Source organism: Kitasatospora sp. MMS16-BH015 (genome assembly GCF_002943525.1).
In the GTDB taxonomy this organism is placed as follows: Bacteria; Actinomycetota; Actinomycetes; order Streptomycetales; family Streptomycetaceae; genus Kitasatospora.
In genome coordinates this window covers 263,869-285,099 of sequence record NZ_CP025394.1, presented here as the reverse complement: position 1 = coordinate 285,099, position 21,231 = coordinate 263,869, and the positions used below count along the sequence as shown (strand labels likewise).

The window sequence follows — 21,231 nt, the reverse complement described above, 5'->3', positions numbered from 1 at the left end:
GCACCCCTCGCCCGGAAAGGATCACGCGCATGTCCGCAGCCCTGATCGAGAGCCCGGAACGTCAAGCCCTGCGCCGCGCCGTCGGTGACCTCGCCCGCCGGTACGGCCCCGCCTACTTCCAGGCCAAGGCCCGCACCGGCGAGGCCACCGACGAACTCTGGTCGGAGGCAGGAAAGTTGGGATACCTCGGGGTCAACATCCCCGCCGAGTACGGCGGTGGCGGGGCGGGGATAGCCGAACTCGCCATCGTGCTGGAGGAACTCGGTGCGGCCGGCTGCCCGCTGCTGATGATGATCGTCTCGCCCGCGATCTGCGGCACCGTGATCGCCCGGTTCGGCACCGAGGAGCAGAAGCGGGCCTGGCTGCCGGGCCTGGCCGACGGGAGCCGTCGGATGGCCTTCGGCATCACCGAGCCGGACGCCGGCTCCAACTCGCACAAGATCACCACCACCGCGCGCCGCGAGGGCGAGGAGTGGGTGCTGAACGGCCGCAAGGTGTTCATCTCGGGCGTGGACCGGGCCGACGCCACCCTGTTCGTCGGCCGCACCACGGACACCGCCACCGGCAAGCTCAAGCCCGCGCTGTTCATCGTGCCGCGCGACACCCCCGGCTTCGAGTACAAGCCGATCCCGATGGAACTGCTCACCGCAGAGCGGCAGTTCCAGGTCTTCCTGGACGAGGTGCGGCTGCCCGCCGACGCCCTGGTGGGCGACGAGAACGCCGGGCTGCTGCAGCTCTTCGCCGGGCTCAACCCGGAGCGGATCATGACGGCCGCGTTCTCGCTCGGGATGGCCCGCCAGGCCCTGGACACCGCCGTCGAGTACGCCAAGACCCGCACCGTCTGGGACACCCCGATCGGCGCCCACCAGGGCATCGCCCACCCGTTGGCCCAGTGCGCGATCGACGTGGAGCTGGCCCGGCTGATGACCCAGAAGGCCGCCGAGCTCTACGACGCGGGTGACGACCTGGGCGCGGGCGAGGCCGCCAACATGGCCAAGTACGCGGCCGGCGAGGCGGCTTGCCGCACGGTGGACAAGGCCGTGCAGACCCTCGGCGGCAACGGGCTGACCCAGGAGTACGGCCTGGCCGCGCTGCTGACCGCCACCCGGGTCGGCCGGGTCGCGCCGGTCAGCCGGGAGATGGTGCTCAACTTCGTCGCCCAGCACAGCCTCGGCCTGCCGCGGTCGTACTAGAGGCCGTACAAGCGGTCGTACGAGCGGCCTACGAGCGGCCGCACGAGAGGTCGCACCAGCAGCGGAAGCAGTGAGGCCCGGTGCCGGTCGCCTTCTGTTCAAGGCGCCCGGCACCGGCCACCCTTGGAGGTTCCACCCCGACCCCCGCCGGAGGCGTACATGGTGTTCCGCAGTGACTTCCCCGAGATCACGCCCGTCGACCTGCCGATCCACGAGGCGGTGCTGGGCGGCGCGGAGGCGTACCGGGACACCCCGGCGCTGGTCGACGGGATCACCGGACGGAGCCTCAGCTACGGCGAGCTGGCTGGCGCCGTCCGCCTGGTCGCGGCCGGGTTGGCCGGATCGGGCCTGGTCAAGGGGGACGTGCTCGCGCTGTACAGCCCCAACACCATCGCCTACCCGGTCGCCTTCTACGCCGCCAGTCGGGCCGGCGCCACGGTGACCACGGTCAGCTCGCTGGCCACCGCCGGGGAGTTGGCGGGTCAGCTGCGCGACAGCGGTGCCCGCTGGCTGGTCACGATCGCCGCCTTCCTCCCGGTGGCTGAGGCCGCCGCCGCCGAACTCGCTGCGGAGGGCCGGCCGTTGCGTGAGATCGTACTCTGCGACGAGACGAGTGCGAACGGCCACCGCACCCTCACCGACCTGGCGGCGGCCGGCGGCCCCGAGCCCGAGCTGGACTTCGACCCGGGCGAGGACATCGCCGTGCTGCCGTACTCCAGCGGCACCACCGGCCTGCCCAAGGGCGTCATGCTCAGCCACCGCAACATCGCCAGCAACCTGCTGCAGTCCGACTCGGTGCGCCGCCCCGAGCAGGGCGAGAAGATCCTGGCCGTGCTGCCGTTCTTCCACATCTACGGACTCGCCGCCCTGCTCAGCCAGCCGCTGCGCTGCGGGGCGACGGTGGTGGTGCTGCCCCGGTTCGAGTTGGAGCAGTTCCTGCGGACCATCCAGGAGCAGCGAATCGAGGGCGTCTTCGTCGCCCCGCCGGTGGTGCTCGCACTGGCCAAGCACCCGCTGGTGGCGGACTTCGACCTCTCCTCGATCAAGTACCTGCTCTGCGCGGCCGCCCCGCTGGACGCCGAGCTCGGCGAGGCCTGCGCCGCCCGGCTCGGGCTGCCCCGGGTGCTCCAGGGCTACGGCATGACCGAGCTCTCGCCGGTCACCCACGCCGTCCCGCTGGACGACGCGGACCCGCCGCGCGGCACGGTCGGCCGGATGGTCGCCTCCACCGAGCTGCGGATCGGCGCGCTGGACGGCAGCGGCGCCGACCTCGGGCCGGGCGAGCGCGGGGAGCTGCTGTTCCGCGGCCCGCAGGTGATGCGGGGCTACTTCGGCCGGGACTCGGAGACCGCCGCGATGATCGACGAGGAGGGCTGGCTGCACACCGGCGACGTGGGTTACGTGGACGAGCGCGGGTACCTCTTCGTGGTCGACCGGGTGAAGGAGCTGATCAAGTACAAGGGCTACCAGGTGGCCCCCGCCGAGCTGGAGGCGCTGCTGCTCGGCCACCCCGAGGTGCAGGACGCCGCCGTGGTCGGCGTCACCGGCGCGGACGGGGTCGAGCGGCCCAAGGCCTTCGTGGTGCGCGGCGCCGGCAGCGCGCTGACCGGGGAGCAGCTGATGGCGTACGTGGCCGAGCGGGTGGCCCCGTACAAGAAGGTGCGGGCGGTGGAGTTCATCGAGGCCGTGCCGAAGTCGCTCAGCGGCAAGATCCTGCGGCGCGAGCTGCGTGACCGCGCGGCGGCCGAGGCTCAGGCGCCCGAGCCGCAGGGGGCGGACCGGCAGGCACCGGAGCCGCAGGGGGCGGACCGGCAGGCGCCGGACCGGAATGCGGCAGGCCGACAGGTGACGGATCCGCGGGCCGCGGACCTGCACGCGGCGGCGCTGCAGCCGGCGGAGCGCGAGGGGCGGTGAGAGAGGGCGGCGGAGGTGTCTGGGAAGATCGGAGCGCCATGACGACCCGTACCGGTACGCCCACCATGCCCAGTGCCCCCGCCGCTCCCGGGGCCGCCCGCGCGCCGCAGCAGGACCGCAGCCGGGCCACCCGGCGCAAGCTGCTGGAGGCCGCCGTCGAGTGCCTGGCCGAGCTCGGCTGGAACGGCAGCACGGTGGCCGTGGTGGCCGAGCGGGCCGGGGTGACCAGGGGCGCGGCCCAGCACCACTTCCCGACCCGGGAAGACCTGTTCACCGCCGCCGTGGAGCACGTGGCCGCCGAGCGGCTGGCCGCCGTCCAGGCGGCGGCCGGCGAGCTGCCGCCCGCCGGGCCGGCCCGGACCGAGGCCGTGGTGGAGCTGATCGTCCGGCTCTACACCGGCCAGCTGTTCCGGGCCGCCCTGCACCTGTGGGTGGCCGCCGCCACCGAGGAGTCGCTCCGGGAGCGGATCGTGGCGCTGGAGAACCACGTCGGCCGGGAGTCGCACCGGGCCGCCGTGGAGTTCCTCGGCGCCGACGAGCGCACCGCCGGAGTCCGGGAGACCGTGCAGGCGACCCTCGACATGGCTCGTGGCCTGGGCCTGGCCAACCTGCTCACCGACGACGGCCCGCGCCGGGCCCACGTCATCCGGCAGTGGGCCCGGCTGCTGGACACCGCCCTCGCCGCTGCCTGAGCCGGGCCCGAACGACTCCGACATCCGCCCCGAGTCCGGCCCGTGACCGGAAATTGATCCAATACGAGGAGTAGCCGTGGCAGGCTGCTCCGTGCAGTCTTGGGGGAGCCGGATTCGCCCGGCCACGACCGGGAAGGTACTCGGCAGGTGATGTCCTGACCATGCACGGATTCCAGCGGCCCGACGCCGACCGAGCCCGCCAGGGGGCGACCGGCGAAGCCCCGCCACGCCTGGACGGACACCCGCTGGTACCGCTGGCGACCGCCCTGGTGGACGGCACCGGGCGGGTCCTGCACTGGAGCGAGGACGCCGAGGCGCTCACCGGCTACCCCGCCGAGGAGGCCGTCGGCCGGTACGCCGCGCCGCTGCTCGTGCCCGAGGCCGAGCAACCCCGGGTGCTCGCCATGTTCGAGAAGATCATGGCCGGCCGCGGCTGGTCCGGGGTCTTCTCGGTGCGGCACCGGGACGGCCGACTGGTCGAGCTGGAATTCCGGACCTACCCGATCAGCGGCCCGGGCGGGGTGCCGATGCTGCTGGCCACCGCCTCCTCCGTGCAGGCCGTCCGCCAGGTCGAGGGCGACCTCGCGGTGCTGGACGGCTTCTTCACCCAGTCGCCGATCGGGATGGCCGTGTACGACACCGAGCTGCGCTACGTGCGGCTCAACAACGCGCTGGCCCGGATCAACGGCGTGCCGGTGGCCGACCACATCGGGCGCCGGATCAGCGAGGTGCTGCCCGGCCTCAACAGCGCCGAGATCGAGACCGTGATGCGGCAGGTGCTGGCCACCGGCCGCCCGGTGGTGGACGCCCGCTCGCACGGCCGCACCCCCGGCGACCCGCGACGGGACCGGGCCTGGTCGGCCTCGTACTTCCGGCTGGAGGACACCGGCGGGCGGGTGCTCGGGGTCAGCTCCTCGATCATCGACGTCTCCGAGCGGTTCCAGGCCGAGGCCCGCGCCTCCCGTGCCCAGGAGCGGCTGGCCCTGCTGGCCGAGGCCACCGCCGGGATCGGCACCACGCTCGACCTGACCAAGACCGCCGAGGAGCTGATGGCGGCCGTGGTGCCGCGATTCGCCGACTTCGCCACCGTCGACCTGCTCGACCCGGTGCTGCGCGGCGAGGAGCCGGCCGAGCTGGCCGTGGACCGGGGCGTCAAGCTGCGCGCCGTGGCCGTCGGCGAGGCGTACGACTCCGGGCTCACCTCGGCGGCCGACAGCGTGGGCGAGACCACCGAGTACGACTCCAGACGGGTCTACACCGAGTGCCTGCGCAGCGGCCGGCCGCTGGTGCGCAGCCACGTGGACGAGCAGATCCTGGCCGGGCTGGTCTCCGACGAGGCCCGGGTCAAGCCCGGGATAGACGCCGGCATCCACTCCTACCTGATGGTGCCGATCATGGCCCGGGGCATGGTGCTGGGTGGCGCCGAGTTCGTCCGGATGCGCAACCCCGAGCCGTTCAGCACCGCCGACGTGGCGCTGGCCGAGGAACTGGTGGCCCGGGCGGCCATCGCGCTGGACAACGCCCGGCTCTACCGCCGGGAGCGGGAGACCGCGCTGACCCTGCAGCGCAGCCTGCTGCCACAGGAGATCCACCGCACCCTCGGCCTGGAGATCGCCTACCGCTACCTGCCGAGCAGCGTGGTCAGCGAGGTGGGCGGCGACTGGTTCGACGTGGTGCCGCTCTCCTGCGGACGGGTGGCGCTGGTGGTCGGCGACGTGATGGGCCACGGCATCCGGGCCGCCGCCACGATGGGTCAGCTGCGCACGGTGGCCCGCACCCTGGCCACCCTGGACCTGCCGCCCGAGCAGGTGCTCACCCGGCTGGACGAGACGGCCACCGGGATCGGCGAGGGCCAGTACGCCACCTGCGTCTGCGCGGTCTACGACCCGGTGGACCGCACCTGCACGGTGGCCTCGGCCGGCCACCTGCCGCCGATCATGGTCGCCGCCGACGGCACCGCCGAGGTGGTCGAGCTGCCGCCGGGCGTCCCGCTGGGCGTCGGCGGGGTGGCCTTCCGCTCCATCGAGTTCACCCTGCCGGAGGGCGCGCTGGTGGCGCTCTACACCGACGGGTTGGTCGAGCGGCGCGGGCAGGACATCGACCACGGGATCGGGCAGCTGTGCGGGGTGCTGGCCGGGCGGCCCCGCACTCTGGAGGAGAGCTGCGACGCGGCGCTGGCGGCGCTGGTCACCGACGGTACCGAGGACGACATCGCCATGATCATGGCCCGGGCGCTGCCGGTGGCCGAGGACCGGATCGCCACCCTGCCCCTGGAGGGCGAGGGCTCGGTGCCGGGCCTGGCCCGGCGGTTCACCCGCGCCACCCTGAAGGCGTGGGGGATCGGCTCGGTGGCCGACATCGCCGAGCTGATGGTCAGTGAGCTGGTCACCAATGCCCTGCTGCACGCCGAGGCCCCCAGGCGGCTGCGGCTCTTCCGCGACCGCACCCTCACCATCGAGGTGGCCGACTCCGGGGGCCAGGCCCCGCAGCTGCGGAGCTCGGCCGAGCAGGACGAGGGCGGCCGCGGCATGCACCTGGTGAGCGAACTGGGCCACCGCTGGGGCACCCGCCCCACCCGGGGCGGCAAGGTGGTCTGGGCCGAGCTGGAGCTGCCGCTCGGCCGGTGACGCGCCTGCCGTGATCCGGATCTGACGGCATCTCGGCGGCCGGGCTTGACCGGTCGAGTGGTCCAGTCCAATCTGTGAGCTCAGGGCTCCCACCCCCACACCGGGCGCCCCGACGCAGCCGCGCCTTGCCCGCGCGGCGGCGCAGGGTCGCTGTGCACCGCCGGAACCCCCACTCATCCGGAGGACCGTCCCCCATGCTCGAACGAGCCACGCCCGGGCGCCCCGTCACGCCCAGGGCCAGTGCACGGCGCAGAACGGGCGCGCTGGCCCTGGCCACCGCCCTCACCACGGGCAGCATCGCCCTGGTCGCCTCGCTCAACACCGCCAGCGCCGGCGCCGCCGCCGTCAACCTGCTGGGCAACGGCGACTTCGAGGCCGGCAGTCTGACCGGCTGGAGCTGCACCGCGAACAGCGGAAGCGTCGTCAGCACCCCGGTGCACGGCGGCTCCTGGGCGCTGAGCGCCGCCGCGAGCGCCTCGGACACGGCCCAGTGCGGCCAGACCGTGACGGTGCAGCCGAACACCAAGTACACCCTCTCCGGCTGGGTCCAGGGCAGCTACGTCTACCTCGGCGCCACCGGCACCGGCGTCAACGCCCAGACCTGGACACCCGCCGCCACCGCCTGGCAGCAGCTCAGCACCACCTTCACCACCGGCACGAGCACCACCTCGGTCACGGTCTACACCCACGGCTGGTACGGCCAGGGCACCTACCGCGCCGACGACCTCACCCTCACCGGCCCGACCGGCTCCACCGGCTCGCCCTCGCCCTCGGCCTCCCCGTCCGGCTCGCCCACGTCCTCGCCGTCTTCGTCCTCGACGTCTTCCTCGTCGTCTTCCTCGCCTTCGTCGAGCCCCTCGTCGAGTCCCTCGTCCAGCCCTTCCGGCACGCCCACGGGCACGCCGACCGGGCCGAGTGGTGACGGGAAGGTGAGCACGCCGACCGGGCTCAAGGTGGTGGCCACCACGGCCAACGCCGTGGTGCTCAGCTGGCAGGCCGCCACCGACTCGACCGGCAACGCGGCCGCGTACAAGGTCTACCGGAGCGGGCAGTTGGTGGCGACCTCGATGGGCACCACGGTGGCCGTCAGCTCGCTGCTGCCCGCGACCGCGCACACCTTCACCGTCCAGGGCTACGACAAGGCCGGCCACGCCTCGGGCCAGTCCGCCCCGGTGACGGCGAGCACGGCGGCGGCCCCGGCCGCGAGCCCGTATCGCTCGGCCTACTTCGACCAATGGGGGGTGTACGAGAACGGCTACTTCCCCAAGAACGTCGACACCAGCGGCGCGGCGGCCAAGCTGGACGTGATCTCCTACGCCTTCGCCAACGTCTCGCCCACCTCGCACACCTGCTTCGAGGCGGTTAAGGCCTCCGACGCGGCCAACGAGAACGACCCGAACGCCGGTGACGGCGCGGGCGACGCGTACGCCGACTACCAGATGGACTACACCTCGGCGAACAGCGTGGACGGCTCCACCGACGTCTACGAGCAGCCGATCAAGGGCAACTTCAACCAGCTGCGCCAGCTCAAGGCCAAGTACCCGAACCTGCGGCTGACCATGTCGATCGGCGGCTGGACCTACTCCAAGTACTTCTCGGACGCCGCCGCCACCGACGCCTCGCGCAAGGCGCTGGTCTCCTCCTGCCTCAAGATGTTCCTCACCGGTGACCTGCCGACCAACGTCTCCGGCGACCCCTCGGGCGGTGCGGCGGGCATCGCCGGCCTGTTCGACGGCATCGACATCGACTGGGAGTACCCCGGCTCGCCCGGCGGCCACGTCGGCAACCACACCTCGACGGCCGACAAGGCGAACTACACGCTGCTGCTCCAGGAGTTCCGCAGCCAGCTGGACGCGCTCGGCGCACCGCTGGGCAAGCACTTCCTGCTCACGGCGGCCCTGCCGAGCGGCCAGGACAAGATCCAGTACCTGGAGACCGACAGGATCGGCAGCTACCTCGACTACGCCGACGTGATGACCTACGACATGCACGGCTCCTGGGACGCCACCGGCCCCACCAACCTCCAGGACCCGCTGCACGACTCCCCGGCCGACCCCACCACCCCGATCACCCCGGGCACCCGCAAGTACAACGTGGACACCACCCTGACCGCCTACACCACCGGCCTGCCCGAGTACGGCATCGTCGGTGGCTTCCCGGCCGGCAAGATCGTGCTCGGCATCCCGTTCTACTGGCGCGGCTGGACCGGCGTCCCGGCCGGCTCGAACTACGGCCTCTACCAGAGCGCCACCGGCCCCACGGCCGCCAAGCAGCTCAGCCAGGAGGCCGGCCTGGCCGCCTGGAAGGAGCTCACCCCGACGGCCTCGACCCTGCACTGGGACGCCACCACGGAGACCTCCTGGCTCTACGACGGCACCAACTTCTGGACGGGCGACACCCCACAGGCCATCCAGGCCCGCGGCGCCTACGCCAAGTCCCACGGCCTGGCGGGCATGTTCGCCTTCTCCCTGGAGAACGACGACGCCTCGGCGACCCTGCTGAACGCGATGGCGAGCGCCTTGAAGTGACGCCCGGTAGGTAGTGCGGGCCCGCACCCCCCGGCGGAGGGGTGCGGGCCCGTCCGCCGTTCGCGCGTCGGAGCGTCAGGTGCGGGCTCGGCGGAGGGCGAAGAGGATGTTGCTGCGGTTCGGGGGCACGCGGGCCTCGCAGACCACCGAGAGCTCGGGCAGGGCGCAGGAGATGGTGGTGAGCAGCTCCGCCCGGTCGCCGAAGTCGACGTTCCGGTCGCCGGAGAGGTACCGGTCGGCCGTGTAGGCCATCAGGTGCGCGAGGTCGGAGCGGCGCTCCCACTCCTTGACGATCAGCGTCCCGCCGGGGGCGAGCAGGGCCTCGGCGTCGCGCAGCAGCGCCTCGCGTTGGGCCGGCGGGACGTGGTGCAGCACGTCCACGACCAGCACGAGGTCGAAGAGCGCCGGGCCCTCGGCGCGGAGATCGTGCGAGTAGACGGAACGGAACTCGGCCCGGGCCCGGTCGCCCCGGAAGAGCCGCCCGGGGGCGGCCATCACGTCGATGCCCACGTACTCGGCGTCCGGCAGCGCGCCGACCAGCCGCTCGGCCACGGCACCGTCACCGCAGCCGATCTCGAGGATCCGCCCGGGCCGGCCCAGGCTGAGCAGGGTGGTGGTCAGGCTGTCGAGGTCGATGAACACCGACCGGTAGAGCTCGGCCGCCGGTATCTCGTACTTGCCGAGCCGACGGCGGACGGTAGTGGTGATTCCCAAGTGATCTCTCCCAGACGGGCGGTGCTGGAGCGCACTGCCTTGCACCACTCCTTGGCTCGGCGGCGGCGAGGCGTTACACGAGCGGCCGGAAAATTCGTGGAACCGGTGACCTGGAGGCCGTCCGGAACGGTGCCGCAGGCGCTCTGCGGAGTGGCGTGCCCGCGTCGCGGCGCGGGCACGAACCCGTCCCGGCCGGGCGCTTCCGAGAGCCCGTCAGACGCTCGCCTGTGGCTTCGTCAAACCCGCTCTGACCTGGTGTTTCTCGGGAAATCGCCTAGGGTGGGGAGCTCAGCCGGACACTCTCGGAGGGGGCATCATGAGCAAGGATCACACGGCGTACGACGCTTCACACATCGTCGTGTTGGAGTGGCCGGAGGTCGTTCGCAGGCGGCCGGGGATGTACATCGGATCGACCGGCGAACGGGGCCTGCACCACCTGGTGTTCGAGCTGGCCGGGTGGGTGCTGGAGCGCGGACTCGGGGGGCCTGTCCACCCCGTGGAGATCACCCTTGCCGCCGACGGCTGCGTGCGGGTGGCGGAGCACGGCACCGATCGTCGGTCCGGTACCGAGGAGGAGGCGGCACTGGAGGATCGGCTGACCCGGTTCCACTGTGGGGGAGCGGGCGCAGGCCGGCGTCTGCTCCTCGGTCCGTCCTTCGGGACGGAGCCGGCCGTCGTCAATGCCCTGTCGGAGCGTCTGACGGCCGAGGTGTGGCGCGACGGTGCCTGCCGGGTGCTCGGGTACGAGCGAGGTGTGGCCGTGGCGGTGCCCGTGGCGCGGGGGGCGGGTGAGCGTCCTGGGACTGTGATCACGTTCCGGCCCGATGGCGAGGTCTTCGAGACGGTGGAGTTCTCGTTCGAGGTGCTGGCCGGGCGCTTCAGGGAGTTGGCCTTCCTGTACCGGGAGTTGGACATCACGCTGACGGACGAGCGCGGTTCGGCCGCGCCCCGGTCCCTCCGCTTCCACTTCCCCGGTGGGCCTCGGGACCACATCGCGGGGCTGGGCGCTCCGGTGCATCCGGACGTGTTCGGCTTCGAGCGCGAGTGCCCCGAGATGGAGGGGACGGTCGAGGTGGCGCTCCGTTGGTGCGAGCCCGGTGCTGAGCAGGTCGTCAGCTATGCCAACAGCCACCCCACCACCGAAGGCGGTGCTCACGAGCTCGGGTTCCGGGAGGGCCTGGCGGCGGCGGTGACCGCTCAGGCGCGGGAACGGCTGCTGCTCGCCCCGACCGACCCCGGCTTCACGTGCGCGCAGCTCGGCGCGGGTCTGACGGCGGTGGTGTCGGTGAAGCTCGACCGGCCGTGGTTCGAGGGAGCCACCCGTGGCCGACTGGGCAACGAGCCGGTGCGCGGGTGCGTCGCCGACGCCGTCCGGGAGGAGCTGACCGCCTGGCTGCGTGCCGACGGTGCGCGGGCGACGGCGATCCTGGGCCGGATCGTGGCGGCAGCGCGTCGCTGACGGCAGGAGGCCGGGAGCGGTCGAGGCCCGGGCCTCGACCGCTGCGCTGTGCGTCGCCGGTCGGTCGGCCGGCCGGTCAGCGCTTGGTGCGCAGGAGGCGCCAGGCGGCGGCTGCGGCGGCGAGGAGGAGGGCGGCGGCGATCAGGGCGGCGATGTTCATGCCGTGGACGAAGGCGTGGTTGGCGTTGGTGAGGAGGGAGGTGCCGAGCTCGGCCGGGAGGGTGTGGGCGGTTTCGACGGCGGCGCCGATCGATTCCTTGGCCGCCGCGGCCGAGGCCGGGTCGGTGCCGGCCGGGACGGTGAGGGTGCCGGCGTAGATGGCGGTGACCACGGAGCCGACCAGCGCGATACCGAGGGCGGTGCCGAGTTCGTAGGCCGTCTCGGAGACGGCCGAGGCGGCGCCGGCCTTGTCGGCGGGGGCGGCGGTCAGGACCAGGTCGGCGGCGAGGGTGTAGACGACGCCCTCGGCCGCGCCGACGGCCAGGAAGGCCGTGCCGAGCAGCAGGTAGGTGCTGTCCTCGTGCACCCAGCCGAGCACCCCGATGCCCAGCCCCATCACGAGCAGGCCGATGGTCAGGGTGGCCCGGGTGCCGATCCGGCGGGCCAGCCGGGCGGTGAGCAGACCGCCGATCACCGCGCCGGCGAAGGCGGGCAGCTCGGCGACACCGGCGGTCAGCGGCTGGTAGCCGCGGACCAGCTGGAGGTACTGCGACATGAAGAAGATCACGCCGGAGAGACCGATCAGCGCGCAGAGCGAGCTGAGCGCGGCGGCGGTGAAGCGCGGGTCGCGGAACAGCCGCACGTCCAGCAGCGGGGTGTCCAGCCGGAGCTGGCGCCGGACGAAGAGCACCAGCGCGGCGGCGCCGAGCAGGAAGGCGGCGGGCACGTACCAGTGGCCGAGTGAGCCGGCTGCGGCCTCCTTGATCGCGTAGACCACGCCGATCACGCCCGCCATCGAGAGGGCCACGCTGAGCACGTCCCAGCGGCCCGGCTTCGGGTCGCGGGATTCCGGCAGCAGCCAGGCGCCGAGCACGAGCAGCAGAGCGAGCACCGGCAGGTTGAGCAGGAAGACCGAGCCCCACCAGAAGTGCTCGAGCAGCGCGCCGCCGACCAGCGGGCCGAGCGCGGCGCCGGCGGTGGCGCCCGCGCCCCAGATGCCGATCGCGGTGGCCCGCTCCCGGTCGTCCGGGAAGAGGCTGCGGATCAGCGAGAGGGTGGAGGGCATGATGGTCGCGCCGGCCACGCCGAGCAGGGCGCGGGCCAGGATCAGCCAGCCCGGGCCGGGCGCGTAGGCGGCCAGCAGCGAGGCCGCGCCGAAGGCGGTGGAGCCGATCAGCAGCAGCTTCTTGCGGCCGATCCGGTCGCTGAGCGCGCCCATCGAGACCAGCAGGCCGGCCAGGACGAAGGAGTAGGCGTCGCCGATCCAGAGCAGCTGGGTGCCGCTGGGGCGCAGGGTCTCGCTGATCGAGGGGATGGCCAGGGAGAGCACGGTCGCGTCGATGGCGACCAGGCTGACGGCCAGCACGAGGACGGCCAGGCCGATCCAGCGGCGGGGGTGGGAGGTGTGGGCGGTGGTGGCAGGGGCGGTGGTGGTCATCGCTGTTCGGGTCTCCGGAGGGCACCGCCGAGCAGCAGCTCGGCGAGCGAGAAGGCACTGTCACGAGGGGCGAGTCGGCCGTCCTGGACGGCCCAGCCGACGCCGGCCACGAGGTCGAAGAAGGCCTCGCTGAGCCAGCCGGCGGACAGCTCGATCCGGAACACCCCCTGCTGCTGCCCCCGGAGGAAGAGCGCCCGGACGCGGGCGTCCTGCACCTCCCACAGGTCGTTGATCTCGGGGTCGTCGAAGAGCTGGTTCTCCCCGGCGAGGAACGCGCAGAGCGCGGCGTCGGGCACGACCATGGCGATCAGGCGCCGCAGCGCGGCCTCCGGATCGCCGCTCTCGATCTCGGCCGCGTCCAGCGCGGTGGCGAGCCGCCGCAGGCTGGTGGCGCCGACCTCGCGGATCAGCGCCTCGCGGCCCGGGAAGATCCGGTGCAGTGTGGCCCGGCTGATCCCGGCGGCGCGGGCGATCTCGTCGAGGTGTGCGGTGGGGCGGCGGGAGAGCACGCCGACGGCGGCTTCGAGAACGGCGTCGCGGTCAGTGGCCATGGACCGAGTGTAGAGCAGATGAGACGTTCATGTCTCATTCTTATTATCCGGATCTCAGGTGAGATGGGAGCGGAGAGCCGAGCGGGGCGTGGGTGTCGCTTCAACGGTCGCGGTTCAGTTCCCGTACGGCGACCTGGCGGAAGTCGTGCGGTGGGCGGCCGGTGAGGAGTCGGACGGTGTCGGTGGTGCGGTCCTCGGCGCCCGCCGCGATGGCGAGATCCATCTGGGCCAGCAGGGTCGCGAACTCCGCGGGCATCAGCGCGGCCAGTCGGTCGCGCTGCTCCCGGTACGTCAGGCGGTGGTGCGCCACCCGTCGGCCGGTGACCGCCGAGAGGACGGCGGCGACCTCGTCGTGGTCGAGCGCCTCCGGGCCGGTCAGGATCAGGTCGCGGTCGGGCGCGTGGTCGTCGATGAGCGCGTGCACGGCGACGGCGGCGATGTCCTCGGCGTCGACGAAGCCGACCCGACCGGCGCCGGCGGCCGTCCGGAAGGCGCCCGTGGTGCGGATCTCCTCGGCGTGGAGGTGGTCACTCGTGAAGTTCTGCATGAACCAGGACGGCCGCAGCACCGCCCACTGGTCGAACAGCTCGGGCAGCGCCTGGTGCACCTGGCCCACGGCCGGGCCACCGGCCGGCACGGCCGAGGAGCTCAGCAGCACCGCGCGGTGCACGCCGGAGGCCCGGGCCCGGCGGAGGAACGGCAGCATCACCCTGGCCGGATCCGGTTCGCCGACCGGTGGCACCAGGTAGACGCGGTCGGCGCCGGTCAAGGCGCCGTCGTGAGTGGTGGGATCGAACCAGTCGAAGTGGACGGCCTCCGCGCCGGCGAGGGGAGTGGCGCTGCGCCCGGCGGCCTTGACGCGGTGCCCGGCGGCGGCGAGCCGCGCGACGGTGCGGCGGCCGGTGGTGCCGGTGGCGCCGATCACCAGGACGGCGCCGGGGCCGGTGGGGGAGTCGGGAGCGCTGCTCATCGGGCGACGCTCCCAGTGAAGGTGGCGCCGGTCTCCTGGGCCGCGAGTGGGTTCCAGTAGTCGCGGTAGGAGGTGAACCGCCCGTCCCGGACGGTGACCACGGCGATGTAGTCGAGCTCGAAGGGGTCACCGGTCCGGACCAGGCGGCCCACGGCGCGCATCTCGACCACGATCGTCCCGGCTTCGGTGGTGTCCAGGATTCGCAGCTCGGGGAAGCCGTGCAGGTCGATGTGGTCGGGGTAGTCGCGCATGTAGGCGGCCACGGCCTCCCGGCCCTCGAGCCGCCGCGGCCAGCCGGGCGGCGCGAACGGGAACTCCATGACGCCGTCCGCCGCCCAGAGGTCGACCCAGGCGGGGATGGACTTGTCGAGCAGGAGGCGCAGGCTGTGTCGGTACAGCTCCGCAGGTGAGGCGTGCGCAGGCATGGGTGTGCTCCGTCCCGTACGATACGGACCAGCGGTCCGCTTCAACGAAGATACGGACCGCTGGTCCGCTTTGCAATCGGAGGAGTCGCATGACGGAGCGCGAACCGGCAGCTGAACGGCACTCGTCGGTCGACGGGCACGTGTCGGTCGAACGGCCTTCGCTGGTCGAACGGCGGTCGCTGGTCGGACGGCGGTCGCCGGAGGAGGGTGGGTCGCCGGCGGAACGCCGGCCGCTGACGGAGCGCCAGCCCCGCAAGGACGCGGTCCGGAACCGGGCGGCTGCGCTCGCGGCGGCCGACACGCTCTTCGCGCGGTGCGCGAGCACCGAGGACGTCACCATGGCGGACATCGCGGCGGCGGCCGGCGTCGGCAAGGGCACGCTCTTCCGGGCGTTCGGCGACCGCACGGGCCTGATCCGGGCGTTGTACGGGGCGCGGCTCGAGCCGCTCGCCCGGGCCGTGACGGACGGGCCGCCGCCGCTCGGGCCCGACACCCCGCCGCTGGAACGGGTGCCGGCCCTGCTCGATGCCCTGCTCTGCTTCAAGCTCGACCACCGCCACCTGGCGCTGGCGCTGGAGGGCACGGGGTCGGACAGCCCGTACCAGGCGGAGCACTACGGCCAGTGGCACGCCCTGCTCCGAGGCCTCCTGGAGCGGGTCCCCGGGCTCGACGGCGCCGAGTTCGCCGCGCACGCGCTGCTGGCGGCCACCCGGGCCGACCTGGTGGAGCACCTGGCGGGTGCGGGGGAGGTGCCGCGGGAGGAGCTGCGGGCGCAGCTGGCGGCGTACGTCGGGCGGGTGCTCGGCGGGTCGGTATGACGGTATGACGGTATGACAGCGTGACGGGGTGATGGCGGGTTGGTGGTCGGGCGGGTGGCGGGGTGCCGGGGTGCTGCGTCGGCGGCTGCGGCGGTGGGCGGGCATGAAGGAGCCCGGGGGCGACTGGTCGCTCCCGGGCTCGTCGGTGCGTGGTGCTCAGCTCTGGTTGTAGAAACCGGAGTCGTCCAGCGGACGGTCGATGACCGTCACCTCCACGTCCGCCGGCGTGAGCAGGAACACCCGACGGGCGATCCGCTCGATGCCGCCGCAGGTGCCGAAGACCAGCCCGGAGGCGAAGTCGACCATCCGCTTGGCCTCGGCGTCAGTCATCTCGGTGAGATCCATGACCACCGGGGTGGCGGCGCGGATGTGCTCGCCGACCGTGCGGGCCGCCTCGAAGCCGGTCGGCTTGAGGGAGACGATCCGTGCGGGGGCGGGCGAATGCTGCACGGCCGGAGCCGTCGCCTGCGTAGCCCATGGATCGTCGTACACCGCGGCTGGGTAGTTGCCGGAGGGCATCAGCCACCCGTTGTGGTGCTCGTCGCGAAGTGCTCCCATGCCGCGCCTCCCTGCCTCGTCCCGTACTCGTCCCCCCGGGTGTCCGTGTCCTTTTGACACGTCATCCACTCGTCGGAACTGTCCGAGTATCGCATTGATCACCGCTTCGATGCCCGCTCGCGACCGCCGTACGAGTTGTGGCGAGCCGCGATCCGGGACAAACCGGATGTCAGCTGTGACGCCGCAGGTCGCTGTACGGTTGCGCGCGTAGACCCTATCGGCGTACGTCAGGGTTGAGTTGACGATTGGTCAACGGACGTGTAACAGATTCACCCGTCCGTGGCGATCCTCACTCCCCGGTCGCGCCGTCGATCTGCTCCCGGATCACATCGGCGTGTCCGTTGTGCCGGGCGTACTCCTCGATCATGTGCACCATGATCCAGCGGAGCGTCACCGGCTCGCCCCGGCGGTCCCGCTTGGCCACCGTCTCCAGCGGCAGGCCCGCCGTGACGGCGTCCGCCAGCCGGATCTGCTCGCGCCAGGTGGCGAGGTCGGCTGCGGCGTCCGCGTCGGCGGTGTCGTTGAAGTCGGCGTCCTCGTCCTCCTTGGTCCAGTACAGGCCCTCCTCGGTGGTGGCCTGGCCGTCCAGGACCTGGAGGAACCACCAGCGCTCCACCTCGGCCAGGTGCCGCACCAGTCCGAGCAGGGAGAGCGTGGAGGGGGCGATCGGGCGGAGCTTCAGCTGCTCGTCGGTGAGGCCCTCGCACTTCAGCGCGAGGGTGGCGCGGTGGTAGTCCAGCCACTGCTTGAGCATGGGGAGTTCGTCGGCGGTGAGGGAGGGGTCGATCCGAGTCGTGGTCATGCGGCCATCCTGGCGGAGGGACGGCGCGGGCGGCACCGATTTTCTGCCGGTGGCGGGGAGGCCGGTGGCGGGGAGGCCGGGGCCTGTGGGGTGGGGCGCCTGTGAGGGGGGCTGTGAGGTGGGGGTCTGTGGGGTGGGGCTAGCACGAGGGTGGCAGCACGCAGTGAAGTCTCGTGCTGACACGCTGTTGAGGGGGAGTGGGGCGAGACGAGGATGAGGGGGTCGGTCGAGGTCCAGATGGAGGAGTGGGGTCATGCGGGGTCGTGTGGTGGGGAGTGCGGTCGGGGCGCGGTCGCGACGGTGGGTATTGAGCTGTGCAGTTGTGGTGGCGATGTCGGGCGGGCTGGTGGCCACGGGGCCGGCGGCGGTGGCCCGGGGTGGGCCGGCCGGGCCGGAGGGGGTGTGGCAGACGGTCGGGTACGGCACTGTGCTGGCGATCGAGCACGGGCGGATGCAGGAGTACCAGACCACGGCGATCAGCTGCCTCAAGGGGTTGAGCGCGACGGGTGGGCCGCTCCGGTACGGAGCGGAGGACGGGCAGGCCTTCACCCTGCTGCCGGGCCGTGGTGGTTCCGGGTTCCGAGATCGGGCCGGGCTGCACGTGGACGGGGCGGTCGGTGACCGTACGCTCCGGCGGCTGCCCGCACTTCCGGCCCGCTGCGCGGGCGAGGCAGCGGTGCCCGGCGGTCCGGCGCAGGCCGGTGATCCGCAGGGGGTCTACGACGTCTTCTGGCAGACCTTCGCGGAGAACTACCCGTTCTTCGCCGCCAAGGGCGTGGATTGGCAGGCCGTCCGGGAGCGGACGCGACCACTGGTCCGGGCCGACAGCAGCCCGGCGGAGCTGTTCGCCGTCCTGCGGGGCATGGTCGAGCCGCTGCACGATGCCCACGTGGTGCTCGAGGCTCCGTCCGTCGGGTTCTTCGCGGAGGGCCGCCCGGGCACCGTGCCACCGTCCCCGGCAGTGGACGACCGCGCCAAGTCCTTCGTGGTCGGTCGGGATCTGGCCGGTCTGGTGGTCCACGAGTACGCGGCGGGGCGGATCAGCTACGCGGATCTGCCGGGCGGTCAGGGCTACCTGCGGATCTCGGGTTTCGGCGGCTACGCCGGCCCGGGCGGTGACGACAGCTACCAGACCAACAGCCGCCTCCTGGAGCAAGCGCTGAGCGAGGTGCTGACGGCCGAGCGGGTGTCCACCCTGGGCGGTCTGATCCTCGACCTGCGGATCAACGGCGGCGGGTACGACGCCCTTGGTCTGCAGGTCGCCGCCCGGCTCACCGACCGGCCGTACGTCGCCTACGCCAAGCGGGCCCGGGACAGGCCCGAGGAGCCGAGCCACTTCACCACCCCGCAGCCGATCCCGGTCCGGCCCGCCGACGCTCCGCGCTACACCGGGCCGCTGGCCGTCCTGATCGGCGGCAGCACCGTCAGCGCGGGCGAGAGCTTCACCCAGGCGCTGCTCGCCCGCCCCACCGGAGCCACCCTGATCGGCCAGCCGACCCAGGGCGTCTTCTCCGACACCCTCGACCGTGCTCTGCCCAACGGCTGGTCCTTCTCGCTGCCCAACGAGGAGCTGCTCACCCGCACGGGCACCAGCTATGACGGCCCCGGCATCCCACCCGACATCAGCACACCGGTCTTCACGGAGGAGGAGTACGCCCAAGGGAAGGACTCGGCCTTCGACCGGGCGGTCGCCCTGCCGGCCAGGCAGTGGCCCGCCCGGTGGGGGAGGTGAGCCCCTGCAGGCGCCCGGAGAAGGTGCTTGCCAAGGGGCCGTGGGCCTGCGCTACGGTGGAGACATGTCGCACTCGTCTTGTCTGAGCTGGTGGCGCTCCCAGTAGGAGCGGCCACTCAGCAGGCATGACCTTGGGCCGTTCGGACGGACGGCCTCAGATGCGACGCCATCTCTCCCGATCGTGCGGGGCCGCTCTCCGGCAGCGTGCTCATCCCCCTCACACGATCAGGAGACCGATCCCCATGACGACCACCGTCCTCGCCGCCGCCGCCCCCACCGCCGCGCCCGCCGCTGCTCCTACCCTCGCCCCTGCCCCCGCGCTCGCACCCTCCGCCGCCGAGCAGCTGCGCAGCGCGGAGCTGGAGCAGCTGATCCACCGTCAACCCGGGCGGTTCCGGGTGCTCACGGGAGACCGCCCCACGGGTCGGCTCCACCTGGGCCACTACTTCGGCACCCTGCAGAACCGGGTCCGCCTCCAAGACCTCGGCGTCGAGTCCTTCGTGGTGATCGCCGACTACCAGGTGCTCACCGACCGGGACGTGGCCGACCGGCTGGCCGAGCACGTCGAGGGACTGCTGCTCGACTACCTCGCGATCGGCATCGACCCGTCCCGCAGCACCGTCTTCACCCACAGCGCGATCCCGGCGCTCAACCAGCTGCTGCTCCCCTTCCTCAGTCTGGTCTCGGTCGCCGAGCTGGGGCGCAACCCCACCGTCAAGGACGAGATCGCCCACTCCAAGCAGGCCGCGGTGAGCGGTCTGATGTACACCTACCCGGCGCACCAGGCGGCCGACATCCTGTTCTGCAAGGCCAACCTGGTCCCGGCCGGCCTGGACCAGGCCCCGCACCTGGAGCTGACCCGCACCATCGCCCGCCGGTTCAACGACCGGTTCAGCAGCGGCCCCGGCGCCACCCCGGTCTTCCCCGAGCCCGACATCCTGTTCTCCACCGCGCCGCTCCTGCTCGGCACCGACGGCGGCAAGATGAGCAAGAGCCGGGGCAATTCGATCGCCCTGGCCGCCACCGCCGAGGAGACGGCCCGCCTGATCAAGGGCGCCACCACCGACGCCGAGCGGCGGATCAGCTACGACCCCGAGCACCGCCCCGGGGTGTCGAGCCTGGTGCTGCTCGCGGCCCTCTGCCTGGAGGCCGATCCGCACCAGGTCGCCGAGGAGATCGGCAACGGCGGAGCGTCGGCGCTCAAGCGCCTGGTGACGGAGGCCGTCAACGAGCGGCTGGCCCCGATCCGGGCCCGCCGCGCGGAGTACGCCGAGGACAGGGCCAGTCTCCGGCGCATCCTGCGGGAGGGCAACGAGCGGGCGACGGCCGTGGCCGAGACGACGCTCCGCGAGGTCCGGGAGGCGATGGGCGCGGTCTACTACTGAACCGGTACTCGCCTGCCGGGCCGGGCGGCACCCGCCCGTCGCGGCGGCCAGCCACCTCCCGCCTGATCGAGGATCAGTTCGCGGGTAGCTGGGGGGAACGACGGGTCGGTGCTCCTCGTCGATCACTACGTAGGGTCCGGCTCCGGAACGGCGGCCGGCCGGTCGGCAGGTGAAGGTCGTACAGTGCAGAACCCCGACATGTCGCGCGGTGCGCGGCTGGCTGCCCACGGCGCCGTCTCCACCGCCCTGGCCCGCTGCAGCGACCGTGCGCTGCGCGACCTCGTTGGCGCGGCCGTGCCGATCGGCGCCGGCATCGGCGGGAAGACCGTGCTGCTCGAGGTGGCCGGCACCCAGGTCTTCGTGAAGCGGGTGCCGCTCACCGACCTGGAGCGGGAGACGGAGCACCTCCGGTCCACGGCGAACGTGTTCGAGCTGCCGGGGTTCTGCCAGTACGGTGTCGGTCTCCTCGGCGGGCCGGGTTTCGGGGCCTGGCGCGAGTTGGCCGTGCACACCATGACCACGGACTGGGTGCTCAAGGGAGAGTACGAGGGCTTCCCGCTGATGCACCACTGGCGGGTGCTGCCGGATTCGACGCCCCTGCCGGAGGAGCTGGCCGACGTGGATCGGGCCGTGTCCTACTGGGGCGGGGGCGCACAGGTGCGCCGTCGGATCGAGGGGCTCCGCGACTCCTCCGCGAGCATCGCGCTGTTCCTGGAGTACATCCCGCAGAGCCTGCACCAGTGGTTGGGCGCCCGGACGGAGGCCGGTGACCAGAGCACCGAGCTGGCCTGCGCGATGGTGGAGAAGGAGCTGGCGGCCGGTGTCTCGTTCATGAACAGCCACGGGCTCCTGCACTTCGACGCCCACTTCGAGAACATCCTGACCGACGGTCGGCGCCTCTACTTCGCGGACTACGGGCTCGCCCTGTCCAGCAGCTTCGAGCTGTCCCGGGAGGAGGCCGGGTTCTTCGAGCGGCACCGGAGCTACGACCGCGCCTACACCGCCACCTACCTGGTGAACTGGCTGCTCACCGACCTGTACGGCCACCGGCCGGAGGACCGGGAGGGACGGTACGCGCGGGTGCGCGCCTACGCGGAGGGCGAGCGCCCCACGGGCGTCCCGGCGGGGGTCGCGGCGCTGCTCGCCCGGCACGCGCCGGTCGCCGCCCTGGTGTCCGGGTTCAACCGGGAGTTCCAGCGTGAGAGCCGGGAGACCCGGTACCCCGCCGAGGAGATCCGGCAGCTCGGCGGGGTGTACGCCTAGTGG

Annotated in this window: 17 protein-coding genes; 10 read left to right on the top strand and 7 right to left on the bottom strand. The window is 72.7% G+C overall.

Translation table 11 applies throughout. The annotated features are described in order from the left end of the window. Positions 1 to 29 precede the first annotated feature (29 nt). From CFP65_RS01315 to CFP65_RS01295, 5 genes are all read left to right on the top strand, one after another. Positions 30 to 1,193, top strand: a complete 1,164-nt coding sequence (locus CFP65_RS01315) for an acyl-CoA dehydrogenase family protein (protein ID WP_104814357.1) — start codon at positions 30 to 32, stop codon at positions 1,191 to 1,193. Between the two features lie 159 nt (positions 1,194 to 1,352). After that, entirely contained in the window at positions 1,353 to 3,107 is a 1,755-nt protein-coding gene (locus CFP65_RS01310; RefSeq protein ID WP_168219570.1) for a 4-coumarate--CoA ligase family protein, read from the top strand. 38 nt (positions 3,108 to 3,145) lie between these two features. Then, the gene (locus tag CFP65_RS01305; RefSeq protein WP_371682342.1) at positions 3,146 to 3,799 is read left to right on the top strand and encodes a TetR/AcrR family transcriptional regulator; all 654 of its coding nucleotides are present in this window, start codon (positions 3,146 to 3,148) and stop codon (positions 3,797 to 3,799) included. 161 nt (positions 3,800 to 3,960) lie between these two features. Then, positions 3,961 to 6,426 carry a SpoIIE family protein phosphatase gene (locus CFP65_RS01300; protein WP_104814355.1) on the top strand — a complete coding sequence of 822 codons (2,466 nt, stop codon included), beginning with the start codon at positions 3,961 to 3,963 and terminating at the stop codon, positions 6,424 to 6,426. Between the two features lie 194 nt (positions 6,427 to 6,620). After that, positions 6,621 to 8,954: a glycosyl hydrolase family 18 protein gene (locus CFP65_RS01295; protein WP_104814354.1), complete on the top strand. Its 2,334-nt coding sequence runs from the start codon at positions 6,621 to 6,623 to the stop codon at positions 8,952 to 8,954. A 75-nt stretch (positions 8,955 to 9,029) separates the two neighbouring features. On the opposite strand, the gene CFP65_RS01290 is transcribed toward CFP65_RS01295, so the two are convergent. Beyond that, positions 9,030 to 9,668: a trans-aconitate 2-methyltransferase gene (locus tag CFP65_RS01290; RefSeq protein ID WP_158701958.1), complete on the bottom strand. Its 639-nt coding sequence runs from the start codon at positions 9,666 to 9,668 to the stop codon at positions 9,030 to 9,032. 316 nt (positions 9,669 to 9,984) lie between these two features. On the opposite strand from CFP65_RS01290, the gene CFP65_RS01285 reads away from it, so the two are divergent. Continuing rightward, on the top strand, positions 9,985 to 11,127 hold the full coding sequence (locus CFP65_RS01285; RefSeq protein ID WP_104814352.1) for a DNA gyrase subunit B: 1,143 nt from the start codon (positions 9,985 to 9,987) through the stop codon (positions 11,125 to 11,127). Between the two features lie 76 nt (positions 11,128 to 11,203). Here the strand turns inward: CFP65_RS01285 and CFP65_RS01280 are convergent, their stop codons facing one another. From CFP65_RS01280 to CFP65_RS01265, 4 genes are all read right to left on the bottom strand, one after another. Beyond that, positions 11,204 to 12,724, bottom strand: a complete 1,521-nt coding sequence (locus CFP65_RS01280; RefSeq protein WP_104814351.1) for an MFS transporter — start codon at positions 12,722 to 12,724, stop codon at positions 11,204 to 11,206. Next, positions 12,721 to 13,275, bottom strand: coding sequence for a TetR/AcrR family transcriptional regulator (locus tag CFP65_RS01275; protein WP_104814350.1), 555 nt, complete (start codon positions 13,273 to 13,275; stop codon positions 12,721 to 12,723). Before CFP65_RS01275 ends, CFP65_RS01280 begins: the two co-directional genes overlap by 4 nt. Before the next feature lie 100 nt (positions 13,276 to 13,375). Next, positions 13,376 to 14,245 carry an NAD(P)H-binding protein gene (locus CFP65_RS01270; protein WP_104814349.1) on the bottom strand — a complete coding sequence of 290 codons (870 nt, stop codon included), beginning with the start codon at positions 14,243 to 14,245 and terminating at the stop codon, positions 13,376 to 13,378. Then, entirely contained in the window at positions 14,242 to 14,670 is a 429-nt protein-coding gene (locus CFP65_RS01265) for a nuclear transport factor 2 family protein (RefSeq protein WP_104814348.1), read from the bottom strand. Before CFP65_RS01265 ends, CFP65_RS01270 begins: the two co-directional genes overlap by 4 nt. A 233-nt stretch (positions 14,671 to 14,903) precedes the next feature. On the opposite strand from CFP65_RS01265, the gene CFP65_RS01260 reads away from it, so the two are divergent. Next, positions 14,904 to 15,488, top strand: a complete 585-nt coding sequence (locus tag CFP65_RS01260; protein ID WP_104820555.1) for a TetR/AcrR family transcriptional regulator — start codon at positions 14,904 to 14,906, stop codon at positions 15,486 to 15,488. Positions 15,489 to 15,644: 156 nt separating this feature from the next. Here CFP65_RS01260 and CFP65_RS01255 read toward each other — a convergent pair whose 3' ends face one another. Beyond that, entirely contained in the window at positions 15,645 to 16,046 is a 402-nt protein-coding gene (locus CFP65_RS01255; RefSeq protein ID WP_104814347.1) for a cell division protein SepF, read from the bottom strand. A 289-nt stretch (positions 16,047 to 16,335) separates the two neighbouring features. After that, entirely contained in the window at positions 16,336 to 16,848 is a 513-nt protein-coding gene (locus tag CFP65_RS01250) for a DinB family protein (RefSeq protein ID WP_104814346.1), read from the bottom strand. A 331-nt stretch (positions 16,849 to 17,179) separates the two neighbouring features. Between CFP65_RS01250 and CFP65_RS01245 the strand changes: the two genes are divergently transcribed. The 3 genes from CFP65_RS01245 to CFP65_RS01235 all read left to right on the top strand — a co-directional run bounded on the left by CFP65_RS01245 (position 17,180) and on the right by CFP65_RS01235 (position 21,228). Continuing rightward, entirely contained in the window at positions 17,180 to 18,580 is a 1,401-nt protein-coding gene (locus CFP65_RS01245) for a S41 family peptidase (RefSeq protein ID WP_371682512.1), read from the top strand. A 242-nt stretch (positions 18,581 to 18,822) separates the two neighbouring features. Further along, positions 18,823 to 19,965 (top strand): tryptophan--tRNA ligase, encoded by a 1,143-nt coding sequence (gene trpS / locus CFP65_RS01240; RefSeq protein WP_104814344.1) that lies wholly within the window; start codon positions 18,823 to 18,825, stop codon positions 19,963 to 19,965. 198 nt (positions 19,966 to 20,163) lie between these two features. Further along, positions 20,164 to 21,228: a serine/threonine-protein kinase gene (locus tag CFP65_RS01235; RefSeq protein ID WP_104820554.1), complete on the top strand. Its 1,065-nt coding sequence runs from the start codon at positions 20,164 to 20,166 to the stop codon at positions 21,226 to 21,228. Positions 21,229 to 21,231: the final 3 nt, after the last annotated feature.

Bases quoted from the DNA above. Each gene is read 5' to 3' on its own strand.
- CFP65_RS01305 (WP_371682342.1), top strand. From the start codon at position 3,146: ATGACGACCCGTACCGGTACGCCCACCATGCCCAGTGCCCCCGCCGCT.
- CFP65_RS01265 (WP_104814348.1), bottom strand. From the start codon at position 14,670: ATGCCTGCGCACGCCTCACCTGCGGAGCTGTACCGACACAGCCTGCGC.
- trpS (WP_104814344.1), top strand. From the start codon at position 18,823: ATGACGACCACCGTCCTCGCCGCCGCCGCCCCCACCGCCGCGCCCGCC.
- CFP65_RS01295 (WP_104814354.1), top strand. From the start codon at position 6,621: ATGCTCGAACGAGCCACGCCCGGGCGCCCCGTCACGCCCAGGGCCAGT.
- CFP65_RS01280 (WP_104814351.1), bottom strand. From the start codon at position 12,724: ATGACCACCACCGCCCCTGCCACCACCGCCCACACCTCCCACCCCCGC.
- CFP65_RS01270 (WP_104814349.1), bottom strand. From the start codon at position 14,245: ATGAGCAGCGCTCCCGACTCCCCCACCGGCCCCGGCGCCGTCCTGGTG.
- CFP65_RS01285 (WP_104814352.1), top strand. From the start codon at position 9,985: ATGAGCAAGGATCACACGGCGTACGACGCTTCACACATCGTCGTGTTG.
- CFP65_RS01275 (WP_104814350.1), bottom strand. From the start codon at position 13,275: ATGGCCACTGACCGCGACGCCGTTCTCGAAGCCGCCGTCGGCGTGCTC.
- CFP65_RS01250 (WP_104814346.1), bottom strand. From the start codon at position 16,848: ATGACCACGACTCGGATCGACCCCTCCCTCACCGCCGACGAACTCCCC.
- CFP65_RS01255 (WP_104814347.1), bottom strand. From the start codon at position 16,046: ATGGGAGCACTTCGCGACGAGCACCACAACGGGTGGCTGATGCCCTCC.
- CFP65_RS01245 (WP_371682512.1), top strand. From the start codon at position 17,180: ATGTCGGGCGGGCTGGTGGCCACGGGGCCGGCGGCGGTGGCCCGGGGT.
- CFP65_RS01310 (WP_168219570.1), top strand. From the start codon at position 1,353: ATGGTGTTCCGCAGTGACTTCCCCGAGATCACGCCCGTCGACCTGCCG.
- CFP65_RS01300 (WP_104814355.1), top strand. From the start codon at position 3,961: ATGCACGGATTCCAGCGGCCCGACGCCGACCGAGCCCGCCAGGGGGCG.
- CFP65_RS01315 (WP_104814357.1), top strand. From the start codon at position 30: ATGTCCGCAGCCCTGATCGAGAGCCCGGAACGTCAAGCCCTGCGCCGC.
- CFP65_RS01235 (WP_104820554.1), top strand. From the start codon at position 20,164: ATGTCGCGCGGTGCGCGGCTGGCTGCCCACGGCGCCGTCTCCACCGCC.